Raw genomic sequence first — 13,376 nt, 5'->3', positions numbered from 1 at the left:
TGCATTTGTACGATAACTGGTGTATAACTTGTCTCCTCTTGATGATACGTGGTGTTAACGATATAATCAACATTCAATAGCGCGTAAATGAAATCCGGCAATATAAAGGATGTGGCGTCATGTATATGGAACTTACGGAAGAAGCCTTATTACTACTACAGCAGCGCGTAGGCAATGATCATGGCCTAGTCAAGCTCGTGTTCGACACAGAAGGCTGTGGATGTGCTGTTAATGGCGTGCCTGCCTTGTGGCTCGTTGATGAGCTTGCGGCTTCAGATGAACAATTAGAAAGTAATACGAATTTTACTTTCATTATTGATCGACATCATTTAATCTATTATGAAGAGCGAATTAAATTACATGCTAACCATACAGCAGGTACTTTTCGGTTGAGCAGCGCACAACAAGTTTATTCTATTCATGTAAAATGCGTGGATCGTCGCGTCAGTCATAAATCATCGTCGATTGGTTAAGTTTGAGGAGGTAGTACGATGTCCAACATGTTCGAAATATTAGATTACAATCGTGAGTTTGTGAACAACAAAGACTATGAACAATTTTTAACGAACAAATTTCCTGACAAAAAAATGGTCATCTTCACATGTATGGACACCCGCTTGGTGGAGTTGCTCCCAAGAGCAATGAATTTGCGTAACGGTGACGCTAAAATTATTAAAAATGCGGGGGCTATTATTTCCCAGCCTTTCGGGAGTGTTGTCCGCAGCGTGCTGGTTGCTTTGTATGAACTAGAGGCGAACGAAGTCGTCGTGGTCGGGCACTATGAATGTGGAATGACCGGTTTGAATTCCGAACAAATTATTAATAAGGCGAAGAATTTAGGTGTCGAAGATGTTGTGCTGGACACGCTTACGAATTCCGGCATTAAGCTTCATGATTGGCTCCGCGGCTTTAACAACGTGCATGAGGGTGTACTGAATAGTGTAAGTATTTTGCGCAACCACCCGCTTCTCCCCCCAACGATTCCTATTCACGGGATGATTATTCACCCAGAAACCGGGGCTTTGGAGTGGATTACGGACGGATACCGCTATTTGCAGGATAAAGCGAATGCGAAGTTAGAAGCTGCTGCCAGTTCAGAGCATTCTCCTTCTGCGACACGGTAGTGATTGGGTTGTACAGGAGTGGGTTGAATCCTACTCCTTTTTTTGTTAATATAATTCGTAATGATTACGCAAATGAGAGGTGAACCGTAATTGAGCACACCTACCCGTGTCTCCACAGCTACTACCCATACGCCTTCCGCTGCTACAATTGTCCCATTACTCATCCCCTTGTGTATCGTAGGCGGCATATTTTTAAGTACATTAACGCTCTCAGACGCTCCGATGAACGACATATGGACACCGGTAACAACCGTTTTTGTCAGTATTATTTTAGAAGCTATGCCCTTTCTTCTGTTAGGCGTCATTGTATCTTCTCTCTTGCATGCTTTTGTATCGCCCGAACGTATTCGATTACTTACTGAACGGGTACCCACCTTCGGCCTAGTGACATTAGCCTCATTAGGAGGACTTATCCTTCCTCTATGCGAATGCGGAATGATTCCTATCATACGTACACTCATTCAGAAAAAGCTGCCGATTCCCGTTGCGCTCGTCTACATGCTGGCTGCTCCGATTATTAATCCAATCGTAATTAGTTCAACGGTGGTCGCCTTTCCACAAGCTGCTGAAATGGTGTGGGGACGTGTAGCTGTCGCACTCATTGTCGTACTATTCGCAGGTTGGCTATACTTGTTGTTAGAACGGCTATTTACTCATCGTTTGCCTGCGAATACGCTTACTCACTCGATGCTGCAAACGTACACCAACGACGCTTCACCGGTTCACACACACACCCATACTCACTCTGATCGTCCCACTCGACTCTCACGACTCCGTCACTCCATTGAACATATGGGACAAGAATGGACAGACACCGCACTTTTTTTAGCATTGGGCGCTTTTATTACAGCTCTATTTCAAACTCACGTTCCGCGTAACTGGTTTTTGGATGCAGCGTGGATGAACGGCCCAGCAGAGCATTTTGGCTTTATGGGACTTGCCTATGTCCTATCGCTTTGTTCGACTTCTGACGCTTTTATTGCCAGTTCATTTTATTCGACCGCGGCACCACCTGCGCTGTTAAGCTTTCTCGTGTTTGGACCGATGCTTGATTTGAAAATGACATTTATGATGATGACTGTGTTTCGCAAACGTTTTATTATCGTCTTCACTTTACTGTTAGCTGGAGTCATTCCGTTCGTTAGTCATTTCGTGTATAAATGGCTGTCTCATTAACGTGTAGCGCTACTGTTGAACTTCAATCAAGGAGGGATGTCGATGTCGGTACGTTCAGGAACGATTTCCATGTGGCTGCAAGCAGGTACTTGTATCGGTTGGTCGTTATTTATTACGGTATTGTCAACGACAAATCAATTACAGCTATACATTTCGCCCAGTATGACACGGTACGTAAAGTGGACTGCGCTTGGGTGCTACATACTTGGAGCGGCCTTAATCCTCATCGGGTGGCTGACGAGAGCAGAGTCTAAACCAGACGCTGCCCACGAACATTTGCATGTCGGCTGCGCTTGTGGCACAGATACCCCACAACCGAATAAAAATGGCCGCGTGCTGCTGACTTCCGTTATTTTGTTAGCTCCAATCGGAATGTCGCTCATCTGGCCAGCAGAAGCACTTGACAGTAAAGTAGCTGAAAATAAAGGCATTCAGTTCCAGCCATCTGCCGTCGTACTGCCACAAGCGACGGGCAAACAGGCAGAACCTAAGCCACAGAACTCGGCTAGCGTCGCTCCGACTGCACCTATTCAGTCAGATACCCAGTCTAGTAAGACCAGCCAAATGCCGGAGTTTCCCGCAGATGAATTTACACAGATGTATGCGGATTACGCGAAACAAATTTATGTGCAAGACGAAATCTTTATTGAAGACAACCATTTCATGGAGACGATTATGACGCTTGATTTATTCCGTGAGCAATTTACAGGCAAACGGATTACGTGGCAAGGCTTCGTCTATCAATCTGACGACATGAAGAAAGGTCGCTACGCGATTTCGCGCTTTGTCATGCAGTGCTGTACTGCAGATGCAGCACCGTTCGGACTGCTGATCGATAACAAGACGAAGCGTCAGCTTAAAAAAGATAGCTGGGTCGAAGTAAGCGGCAAAATGACGATCGGCAAGCAAGGCGAAGCGGCTGTAATTGTGATGCAGGTCGATCGCATCACATCGATTCCGAAAAAAGAAGATCCTTACGTCTATCATAATTTGGATTTTGGCATATAACTGGAATATTACAGGGATATAACTGTAATTTAACGGCTAACGAACAAAAAGAGGCCCCGTCGAACGTGAAGAAGTACTCAACGTCCGACGGGGCTTGTGCTATGATTCCACTGCCTTATTAGGTTTAAGGCTGCTCGATAAGCGTTTGCAGCGATCGTTGCAAATGAACAGCATCCAATTGCTCACCGATGACGACTACGACGTCCTGAACGACGCCTTGCGGCGTGATCGGAATGAACTCAGTTGCCCGATATGCAAATTGGAACATGTAACGTTTCGTCACATCTGTAAACGTGACGATACCTTTCGCACGATAAGCTTGCTGCGGCAGTTCATGCAGCCACTGCTCAAACTTCTCGCTATGAACAGGGCCGGACAATGGATACGTCCACACGGTTACATGATGGTGAGCGCGAGCCATTTCGCCTCGTACGCTGTCACCTCGTTCAGTGTCACTTTGCCCAACTGCGCCGTGATCACATGCAGCGTCATACTCATATGTAGAGTCATGCTCACATGTAACATCGTGACAACCACAAGCTGCATGCGTCTCCGCTGTGGAAGATGTAGGCGATGTGGGCGATGCGGACGCCTCATACACCGCATCTTGGCGCACTTCATAAGCCGACGCACACCATTCGAACAACGTGTTGTCCACTTCAGCACGTTGGGCAACCGCTATTTGTGCGGTTCCATTCCAATCGAGCAGCCACTGCTTGACCGCGTTCAATTGCTCAGCAGATACAAGATCCGCCTTATTCAGCACAACCATGTTCGCTGCACGTACTTGCTCTTTTAACAAGCGCGTTATTTTAGTTGGCTTAACTCCTGCTTCAGAGCTGTGCAGCAGATCGGATAAATGCTTCGCATCTCCAATCGTAACAATCGCGGATAGCCGCAGCGGTGAATAGATGGATACTTCTGTGATCGAATCGACCAATTCCATCGGTTCAGCTATGCCCGTACACTCCACAAAAATAATATCTGGACGCTCCTCATTGGCCAGCTCATACAGCTTAACACCAAAATCGCCGCGGATTGTACAGCAAATACAACCGCTTAACATTTCGGTCATTGCCACCTCCGAAGGCAGCAGTTGACCATCTAAATTAACGTCCCCTACCTCGTTCATGACGACTGCTGGCTTCCAGCCTCGTGCAAAGCTCTCCTGCACCCAGCGTTGCAGTAATGTTGTTTTTCCGCTGCCTAAAAAGCCTGACAAAATAATGATGGGAATCGGTTTAGCTTCAAGTTGATCCATGTTGAGCACCGCCTATACAAATAGTTAAGGTTGAATAATATAGAGAACGTTCACTATTCATGTTCAATTGAACATGGATGAACGAAAGCACGTAAGCACGGGTGAAGCGGTGAACGGGAGAAATCACTTACATAGACCGCTCATTTGTCGATGCTGCCTGCGCCTCGTTGTCTGCATACGCTTTGGATCGTCTTATAGCAAACACGAGCGGCACAACTGCGATGATGACAAGTACGGCAATTATAAAAGCATCGTGAACAGCCTTGGACACAGCTACAGTTGGTGCGGACTGACTAAAGTAAGCCGTATGCTGATTCATATATACCGTCGTATATATTGCAATCGAACATGCACTTAACAGCTGTCTAATCCAGCTGGATAACGCTGAAGCTTGCCCAGCCTCATCTACTGCCAACGTTTCCATCGCTGCATGATTAGCCGTAACGGTAGCAAAGCTAACCCCGATGCTGCGCACAGCCAACCAACCGATAATAATCGCATAAGATGTATGCTTCTCCACGAAACAGAGCATCGCGGTGCCGAATATCATGAGGCTTGTACCGATTATAAGTAGCAATCTCGGCCCACACACATGATACAACCTCCCGACAAATGGAGCAAGCACGACCATGATCAACGATGGTGCCAGCAGCAGCAAACCTGTCATCGTAGCCGACAATAGCTGCACTTGCTGTAAAAATAATGGCATCAAATACGTGGTTGAATACAAACTAAGCGTCAATCCCCCACTCACGATCGTCGCATTACGAAATTGAGCATTGCGAAACAACGACCATTCAAGCAACGGTGACACTCCCCGCATGCCGTTCCTAACAAACACAGCCAGCAGCATAGCTCCCATCAAACATGCTGCGATTGCCATCCCATTAACGCTACCCTTATTCGTTAGTTGGCTTAGTCCAACTAATAGCAACATACTCGCTCCAACAGATAACATAAATCCTAAAGCATCAAAAGGCTTTTTGTCGAGCGATGTCTGCTGAGCAGGAAGAACGATATATGCCGCATACGCGCAGGCAAATCCTAACGGAGCTGTCGTATAAAAGATAGAACGCCAACCAAACATATCGACAAGCCAACCTGCCACTGTAGGTCCAACAGCAGGTGCAAGCATAGCAGCCGTCGACCATAGACCGATCGTGACGGCTTGTCGCTCCTTCGGCAAGTACTGATAAATAATCGTTATGGATAGCGGTGTTATTAGACCCGCACATATCCCTTGCAGCACTCTTGCAACGATTAATATGTCTACAGTCAAAGCGGTGGCACAGAAGAGGGTTGATATACCGTATCCACTTAAACAGGCGACGTAACAATTTCTAGCTCCAAAGCGTGCCACGCCATCGCCAGCAAGCGGTACAATTGCACCCGAAGCAATCATAAAAGCGGTTAATATCCATTGTGCATGTGGCAGTTCAATCGCAAACGAATTCATCCATGTCGGAAAAGCGACAGGTATACCACTAATCCCATACATGGATAAAAATGTTCCAATTAGGCTAATGGCTACAATCCCCATTGTTCTGGATGCATGCCTAGATGATTTCGATGTGTGCAGCCTATTTTGCACATGACGAACCAAATTTGCATCCCCCTCTTGCTAATATGTATTTTTTTACATATAATGTTCGCACAGACTTGAATTCAGGTGAAGTTTGATTGTGGACGAGCTGCTTGAAGCAAGTCGTTATTAGGAGGTGTCGTGATGTTAAATACGTTGTCTTATGGCTTACTAGGCCTACTCGCAAGCGAATCGTGCTCCGGTTATGATTTGATGCTGCGCATTCAACCATTTTGGCAAGCTAAGCACAGTCAAATTTATCCGTTGCTTGCTAAGCTCGAACGAGAAGGCTATGTGCATTTTGTTCGAATTGAACAGCGCGACAAGCCCGACAAAAAAGTGTACTCCTTGACGGAACGTGGCAAGCAGGCCGTCATCGAGTGGGTTGGCGAACCTCCAGCTGAGCATACGTTTCGCGACGAGTTAAGCTTAAAGGCAAAATGTATTTGGATGACGGATCGTGAAATTGTGATTCCATTATTTCTTACTCGTTTAAAGCAGCTAGAAGCGAAAAATGCCTATTATGAAAAACTGCTATCCCGCATTCCCGAAGCAGAGCGACATGTTCGTTCCCCTCAATTTGGCGATTACATCCTGTTGCATCGTGCATTGTCATTAGCAAACGCCCAAATCGAATGGTGCAACTGGGTCGTCAATATGCTCGAAACCGAGATTGCAGCTTCATCATAAACATGTTCCCGAATCCCGAAGTGCGTACATATTCAAACAGCTCATACTCCATGAAGCTCGATGAATGATCAACATGTCCACACTTCGGGTCTGTGGGGCCTGATGACCACATGCCAGCCCCGTGCGAACCATATACGAACCATATGCGAACCATAAGCCAGCCATGCCCCAGACATGTACCGTCAATTCGGCCACGATTATTGGTTACGCAAATTCCATGCTTCTTGCCTAGCAACTATAACCTCTGTCCGATCACGCAACTTATGCCGATGGACAATGTCATCCCCTAATTCTTGAATAGGCACACACCATGTTAAGCCGTCAGCTGCACATTGTGCGTAACAAGCGGCAAGCAACGCCTCGTCCTGAATAGGCAAATTCCATCTAGACTCTTCTTGTTGACCAAATCCAGACTGAGACTCATTGCCAGCTTGATTACACCATTGAAGATGCTGATTAATAAGAGCTTGAAGGCTCGTTCCGTCTATCCCCAGCTTATCCCAAGGTACCTGCTCGGCATGTGTGAGTGCACTTGATAACATTTTACGTGCGCCTGCCAAATTCCCACGTCGCTCGTGATAGAAGCCGACCGCAATTTGTACAAGAGCTAACCACCAACGCTTACGTTCTGGATCCGCTTCTTCTTTCCATGCTTCTTCCATAATTTCATGACACTCAAACCAATCGCGAGTCGCGTGAAATTGAATCAAATATTGTACATATTCCTCCGAATATGGCATTGTGTATCCTCCTTGCCAACGTGCGATTGTTGCTGTTTCCTTTTTACCGTATCTTACTACTAACATTGTGCATACTAATGAACTACTATGTATTGTAGCAAGAACCACTTTTTTTTGAAACCATTTTCAACACTAGTCCGTATCTAATATTCATATAACTGGTCAATAAGGTCAGACATCTTAGGGAGGCAGCATATGCGCAAATTATTTACAGTTATGATGGCCATTACACTATTGTTTTCCGTTGCAGCACCAGGTGTTGTAGACGCGAAACGTGGAGGCTCGTTCAAATCAGGAGTACAGAAGTATAAACCCGCTCCTAACAAACCTGATAGCTCCAGTAATGTGAATCGCTCAGACAATTTGAAATCTAACAATCCAGTGAAATCAACGAATCCAGCTGGACAGAAACGTGGATTTTTCAGTGGCGGTAGCTTGATGAAAGGTCTTATGATTGGCGGCTTGGCAGGTCTTTTGTTCGGCGGACTATTCGCTAACATGGGTATCTTGGGCACCATTCTCGGTCTTATCGTAAACGTGCTGGCATTAGTGTTCCTATTCTCACTTGTTATGTTCGTTGTACGCAAAGTACGTGATCGCCGTAAACAAACACAAACTAACAACGGTCCGAATAACGGTCGGTGGAATTAATTCATGCATAGACGATTGAGCATGGATGAAATTGTCAACGCAATTTGTCTTCATATGGCGATGCGCAGACAGGTTCAACCTAGTGATGTTGAAGTCGAATTAAATTGGGACGAACAATACGGCTTTACGGCTGAAGTATGGATATCAGGCCGTCAGCAGTATTTGGTCGAAGCCAATATGCTCGAAGCAATCGAGCAGTACGTAAATCGCGAGTATGGCCAACGTGTGTTCCGCCACCAAATCAAGCTTGATGTTGATGATGAGATGTGGGCAGACATTCATACTGACATGTAATTGAAAATAATAGCACAATCTGGCGACGACGCATAGGAAGTTTATTTCATAGCTTCTACATATGCTCGTCGCTTTTTTTAACCCATTCGACCATTCATCCAGCCTCCTTTGCACATTTTAGCCTCTCAATCTTTTACGCTTAGCACAAGTGCGATCATTTTTCCACAAAAAAAATGCAACTTGTAACAACATTGTAGCCAGTTTTTAAGGTGAATTTAATGTTCCCGACGTATCATATACATATCGGAAATAGATTGATCGAGGAGGTCTGTTACGAAATGACAACGACTTACATTGAATTCCAGAATAAACGCATCCCAGTTTTTTGCACAAATATATCACACAAAAATACGTTCACTCTTTTAAAAGATGCTTTAAATCGTAAAGTGAGTAGTGGTAAACGTGCCATTCGCACATGTCTAGAAACACTGATCAGCATTGAAATTGTCGGTTCAGAAGCTATTTTGCATTCTAGACGTGAAACTGACACCTTAGCATTATCGCTATATTAATCTTAACTTTTAGTCGAGCAGTCGTACACGTATTGGTTTATGAGGCAATTGTACAGCATGCTCTATCATTTGAGTATTCCAATTCCACCAACACAAAGTATAGGGGGGCCCATAAGAAATAAGCAGCCTCTCTCCGCTCGACTTATGGATTACAGGATGGAGGCGGCGCATCTTCCTCGGAAGGGAAATGTGCCGTTCTTCTTTGCGACTAATCGGATTAATTTGACTTAGAGCATGCTCCTCTTTATCGTATACGAACAATAGACCACTTTGCTCATGCACCCATATTTGTTCTGGTGCCTCTCCTAGCATAATAGGCTGTGCCAATACCTCCCAATGAAACAAATCAACAACTCGAACTAATTCTTCCGCAGCACAAGCCACATAAACATAGCGCTTATCATGGCTTTCGCACATGCTGGATACAATCGTCCCTATTGCAAGCTCATTTACAACACGTTGCTGATGTAAGTTTACACATTTAATCGCAGTCGTGGCATCACTCGTTACAAGGACGTGGCATTGATCAGACAGGACTAGCATTCGCATCGGATTGAACCCGAGCGGAATGCGCTCTGATACAGCTTCCATTGAGCTGCTCAAATTGACAAGTCGCAGCGCATGATCCTCCGCAATAGCCGCTACACATGGATTGAGACCTGTATACCCACTTAAACAAGCGAGATCGTCTGCGCCTAACCTCACTTCTAATTCTGAACTTACCCACTTCCCTTTTATAAAAGAAAAGCACTGAACCGATTTATTTTCCTTACTCCCTAATACCACACATGTACGATCCTCCGTAACGTCACAACTATCATATTTCGGCCCTAACAACGGGTATCGAAATACGCTTTCCAACTGCTCATTCAATAGAACAAGATCATTAGCGCTATTTAAAAGAATAACGGATAAGGCCATTTGATCACCTCACCTCAGTGAAATTCAATAATTACATCTCCGTGCAGAACGTTACGTGTCGGAGCAACGAATCCCATGCATCATTGTCACCATACCACATCTCGCCTACTGGCATGTTAAACTCGTGATAACGCCAACCGTCAAACTCCTTACTCCCTTGGCTTTCAAATGCACCTGTATGCTCCTGAGTGAGTATCAACTCATTGATACCAGCGTCAGATCGGTACGGCTTAATCGCATGGATCAGATTCGCAATTTCTTGTTGCGTGTATCCTGAACGAATCATAAGCAGGTTGTCGCAACACATTAAATCTTTTTTAAACTTTTTTATTCTGCGTTGCAGCTTGTCATAAAAAAAACGATAATTGTGTAGCGGTTTTTCACCAGCTACGACAGGAAAGTCGTGAAAAGAGTGGCAGTTCGATTTCTGATCCACAACGTGATAAAAAAGTCCATTTTCCGTTACACTTACAACTTTAAGCTGATCACGAAGCATAAACGCTTCAAATCCGGACTGAATCAGTGCCGCCGTTTGGCTCAAATCGGGCAGATCGAACCAATCTAGTGGATAGGAAACGTCTCGTAAACCAAGCCTTCTTAATTGATAGGCAACCTCACAATTTCTTCCGATACCGATGATTGCATCGTAGCTGCCTACAGGCATGTTATCGTGCACACTCATCCCCTCCTACCAGTATATGCAAGCACAAGGAATTTCTACTGTGCAGCAACCTGTTCGAAATAAAAAAGGTCGAGTCTATTAAGACTCGACCTGAACATCGAAGCAGATTCGTACTCTTCTCTATTAAGGACTTGCGTAAGCGATCGCTTGGAAGCTTTCAGGACCAACACGGTTAACGCTGACGCCAATACCAGTCACAGCGATAAACGCTTGATAAGTTACGAAATTAGGCGTAGTCGGTACATTGAAGTCTACTCCCGAAACCGTAAATGAAACCTCAGTTAAAAGAGTAGCTGGTGTCGTAGTAGTCCCTGAGTATACAAGTACACTACCATTGCGAACGATTGTGATCTCAGCAGTTCCCAAAACGGCAAGTACCGTAGCCAGTGTAACTGTCGCGCTAAAATGCACATTTGTTCTGTTCGTACCTGCATTGGATATATCCAAACCTAGTGTACCGAAGAGCGCCGGAGTTGTAGTTGCAGCCACTGTGATTGAATTTGCATAACTCGCATTTTGTGAAAGTTGACCATCTAAAAATCTTGATGCCATTATTATCACCCCCACTATCAATATATGAAAGGTGAAGAGAATGGTATGGACGAAATGAGGCCAAGTTATTAAATTAGACGTTGTGCATTTAATTCCGAATCCTATTTCATATAAACCGGCAATACAATATAGATCGTACAGCCTTGCCCCAGCTCACTTATTGCTCCAATCTGCCCAGCATGCTGCTCCACAATTTCTTTCGCGATTGCCAGACCTAACCCGCTACCACCCGTCGAAGAGTTACGAGATTGGTCTTTTTTATAAAAACGCTCGAAAATGTACGGCAAATGCTCCATTTCCATCCCAACTCCCGTATCGGTTACCTCGATCCGCAATGTCGGTTCGTGAGGCCGAGACTCATAATAGAACCGAATTGAAATCGATCCACCCGTAGGCGTAAACTTCACGGCATTGTATATAATGTTATCAAATACTTGTGTAATCCGATCCAAATCAATGCGTACATTTAAACTGACCGGGGCAACGTCTCGATACGTTAAATTGTAACAAGCAAATATAAGACCCCGCCCACGCAGCTCTAGATCGTAGTTCTCCTCCAGATGTGAAATCAAATGTTCGAGCAACATCTCTTCCTTAATAATATCGACTTGTCTAGCTTCCAGCTTAGACAATTCAAATAACTCCCCAATTAAGTGATTCAGTCCATTAATTTTTGCGAGCATTAACTTTACATATTTCTTTTGTTCCTGCTTATCGGTGATGACGTCATCTTGAAACGCTTCTAAATAACCTCTTATTAGCGTCATCGGTGTTCGTAGATCGTGCGAAATGTTCGAAAATAAATGCCGCTTGGAATTTTCCATACGCTCTAGCTCCATATTTTTCAGTTCCAAATGCTCGTTTATTTTAATGAATTCTGCGGTTCGCTGCTGGATTCGACCCTCCAAGCCATAATTGAGCGTTTTAAGTGCTTGAGATACGGATTCAACTTCTTGTATCGCCTTAGAATAACGCAGCGAAATCATTAGGGATTGAATAAACATACATAGCACAAGCCCTACGGGTGCTAAATCGCGAATACGTGCCATTTCATGATAATACACAATATCATTAATAATGAGTACGGCCAGTACGGTGAAACCGACAAGCGAGACGACTGCACCTAGTCGTTGCTGACGGACAGCCATAATGTTCACGAACAACCCGTACAAAATCGCAGCCATAAGATAGGCTTGATAGACGATTAAACCCGCACTAAACACGACTGTAGGTGCGTAAATCGTAAATAAAAGGAAGGCGGCCCCACACCACATCAACACCGTAAATGGCCGAGTCGGGGCATCCTCACGGAATAAACTGCGGAAATAGCCACAACCAGCCATGGCGGCCACGATCGTGGTGCAGTACTCTAGCCGCAGCGCAAAAGTCCATGATGAGGATGGAAACCAATGATTGAGCAGCACTTCGCCTGTTGTCAAAATACGTATCGCCATCGAAATACAAAGCAATCCAAACAATAAAGTAAACCAGTCTTTTCGCCGCATCACAAATAAACCACCATGATATAAACCTACCATGATTAAGCAGCTAAAAAAGAGCGTATCCCGTATCGTTTCCGATTTATTTTTACGACTGATTTGCTCAAATTGACCAAATTTAAGCGATTGCCAAATCCCACCGCGGAAGTGATGAAAATTCGCGACTTGTAGCACGATCTCGGTTTCATTATCTCTGGATGGTATAAAAGCAATACGCTGCTTCATAGAAGGCCGCGTCCGTTCTTCGGTATAGGATACATCCCCTTCACGTAGCGAAAGCTTTCCATTGATCCACATCGCATATGAACTAGATATGTTAGGTACCCAAATGCCGTACATGGAATCTCGAGCGCTCGTAATGACTTTAAGACGATACGTAGCGTAACCCCTTCCTGAGAGCGGCGAACCAAACAATTTCATTCGATTCCACGAAAGCGGAACTTGCGCATACAACGTTTGTTTTAATGGGTTACTCACAGCATTTGGTCCGTTCAATTCTCTCCATGCGAACTCCCATTTTCCATTCAAAGGAACTGGACCTTGCTGCGAAAAGTTCCATCCTCTTAAATCCAATACCCCATTTTGGGCTTGTGGGGCCAGCTTATAATTGCTCATACTGCCGAACAATTGCACGACTAAAATCGTGATTACCGTCATCGTAACAATAATATGAAAGGAAACTCG

General features: G+C 44.8%; 15 protein-coding genes. 8 read left to right on the top strand and 7 right to left on the bottom strand.

Annotated elements, in window-relative coordinates; translation table 11 throughout:
• The first annotated feature begins 119 nt into the window (after positions 1–119).
• The 4 genes from KIK04_RS20945 to KIK04_RS20930 all read left to right on the top strand — a co-directional run bounded on the left by KIK04_RS20945 (position 120) and on the right by KIK04_RS20930 (position 3,308).
• Positions 120–473, top strand: coding sequence for an iron-sulfur cluster biosynthesis family protein (locus KIK04_RS20945; RefSeq protein ID WP_232275519.1), 354 nt, complete (start codon positions 120–122; stop codon positions 471–473).
• Between the two features lie 18 nt (positions 474–491).
• Positions 492–1,124, top strand: coding sequence for a beta-class carbonic anhydrase (locus KIK04_RS20940; RefSeq protein WP_232275517.1), 633 nt, complete (start codon positions 492–494; stop codon positions 1,122–1,124).
• 90 nt (positions 1,125–1,214) lie between these two features.
• Positions 1,215–2,300 (top strand): permease, encoded by a 1,086-nt coding sequence (locus tag KIK04_RS20935; RefSeq protein ID WP_232275515.1) that lies wholly within the window; start codon positions 1,215–1,217, stop codon positions 2,298–2,300.
• Positions 2,301–2,342: 42 nt separating this feature from the next.
• Entirely contained in the window at positions 2,343–3,308 is a 966-nt protein-coding gene (locus KIK04_RS20930; protein WP_232275513.1) for a TIGR03943 family putative permease subunit, read from the top strand.
• Between the two features lie 124 nt (positions 3,309–3,432).
• On the opposite strand, the gene KIK04_RS20925 is transcribed toward KIK04_RS20930, so the two are convergent.
• Together KIK04_RS20925 and KIK04_RS20920 are read right to left on the bottom strand one after the other, a co-directional pair.
• Complete coding sequence (locus KIK04_RS20925) at positions 3,433–4,569, bottom strand: CobW family GTP-binding protein (protein ID WP_232275512.1); 1,137 nt, start codon at positions 4,567–4,569, stop codon at positions 3,433–3,435.
• 127 nt (positions 4,570–4,696) lie between these two features.
• Positions 4,697–6,172 (bottom strand): DHA2 family efflux MFS transporter permease subunit, encoded by a 1,476-nt coding sequence (locus tag KIK04_RS20920; RefSeq protein WP_232275510.1) that lies wholly within the window; start codon positions 6,170–6,172, stop codon positions 4,697–4,699.
• A 123-nt stretch (positions 6,173–6,295) separates the two neighbouring features.
• Between KIK04_RS20920 and KIK04_RS20915 the strand changes: the two genes are divergently transcribed.
• Positions 6,296–6,841 carry a PadR family transcriptional regulator gene (locus tag KIK04_RS20915; protein ID WP_232275508.1) on the top strand — a complete coding sequence of 182 codons (546 nt, stop codon included), beginning with the start codon at positions 6,296–6,298 and terminating at the stop codon, positions 6,839–6,841.
• 197 nt (positions 6,842–7,038) lie between these two features.
• Here the strand turns inward: KIK04_RS20915 and KIK04_RS20910 are convergent, their stop codons facing one another.
• Positions 7,039–7,581 carry a DUF309 domain-containing protein gene (locus KIK04_RS20910; RefSeq protein WP_232275506.1) on the bottom strand — a complete coding sequence of 181 codons (543 nt, stop codon included), beginning with the start codon at positions 7,579–7,581 and terminating at the stop codon, positions 7,039–7,041.
• A gap of 195 nt (positions 7,582–7,776) precedes the next feature.
• Here KIK04_RS20910 and KIK04_RS20905 point away from each other — a divergent pair, with 195 nt between their 5' ends.
• The 3 genes from KIK04_RS20905 (at position 7,777) to KIK04_RS20895 (ending at position 9,038) form a co-directional block, all read left to right on the top strand.
• On the top strand, positions 7,777–8,232 hold the full coding sequence (locus KIK04_RS20905; RefSeq protein WP_232275505.1) for a hypothetical protein: 456 nt from the start codon (positions 7,777–7,779) through the stop codon (positions 8,230–8,232).
• Positions 8,233–8,235: 3 nt separating this feature from the next.
• Positions 8,236–8,526: a YxcD family protein gene (locus KIK04_RS20900; RefSeq protein ID WP_232275504.1), complete on the top strand. Its 291-nt coding sequence runs from the start codon at positions 8,236–8,238 to the stop codon at positions 8,524–8,526.
• Between the two features lie 278 nt (positions 8,527–8,804).
• The gene (locus KIK04_RS20895; RefSeq protein ID WP_232275503.1) at positions 8,805–9,038 is read left to right on the top strand and encodes a 3-dehydroquinate dehydratase; all 234 of its coding nucleotides are present in this window, start codon (positions 8,805–8,807) and stop codon (positions 9,036–9,038) included.
• Positions 9,039–9,047: 9 nt separating this feature from the next.
• Here KIK04_RS20895 and KIK04_RS20890 read toward each other — a convergent pair whose 3' ends face one another.
• The 4 genes from KIK04_RS20890 to KIK04_RS20875 form a co-directional block, all read right to left on the bottom strand.
• On the bottom strand, positions 9,048–9,959 hold the full coding sequence (locus tag KIK04_RS20890) for a YncE family protein (RefSeq protein ID WP_232275502.1): 912 nt from the start codon (positions 9,957–9,959) through the stop codon (positions 9,048–9,050).
• Positions 9,960–9,990: 31 nt separating this feature from the next.
• On the bottom strand, positions 9,991–10,635 hold the full coding sequence (locus KIK04_RS20885) for a DUF1796 family putative cysteine peptidase (protein WP_232275501.1): 645 nt from the start codon (positions 10,633–10,635) through the stop codon (positions 9,991–9,993).
• A gap of 129 nt (positions 10,636–10,764) precedes the next feature.
• Positions 10,765–11,193 carry a hypothetical protein gene (locus KIK04_RS20880; protein ID WP_232275500.1) on the bottom strand — a complete coding sequence of 143 codons (429 nt, stop codon included), beginning with the start codon at positions 11,191–11,193 and terminating at the stop codon, positions 10,765–10,767.
• A gap of 101 nt (positions 11,194–11,294) precedes the next feature.
• Entirely contained in the window at positions 11,295–13,349 is a 2,055-nt protein-coding gene (locus KIK04_RS20875; protein ID WP_232275499.1) for a sensor histidine kinase, read from the bottom strand.
• Positions 13,350–13,376: the final 27 nt, after the last annotated feature.

Source organism: Paenibacillus sp. 481 (assembly GCF_021223605.1).
Lineage (GTDB): Bacteria > Bacillota > Bacilli > Paenibacillales > Paenibacillaceae > Paenibacillus_B.
This window is presented reverse-complemented; position numbering and strand designations above follow the sequence as displayed.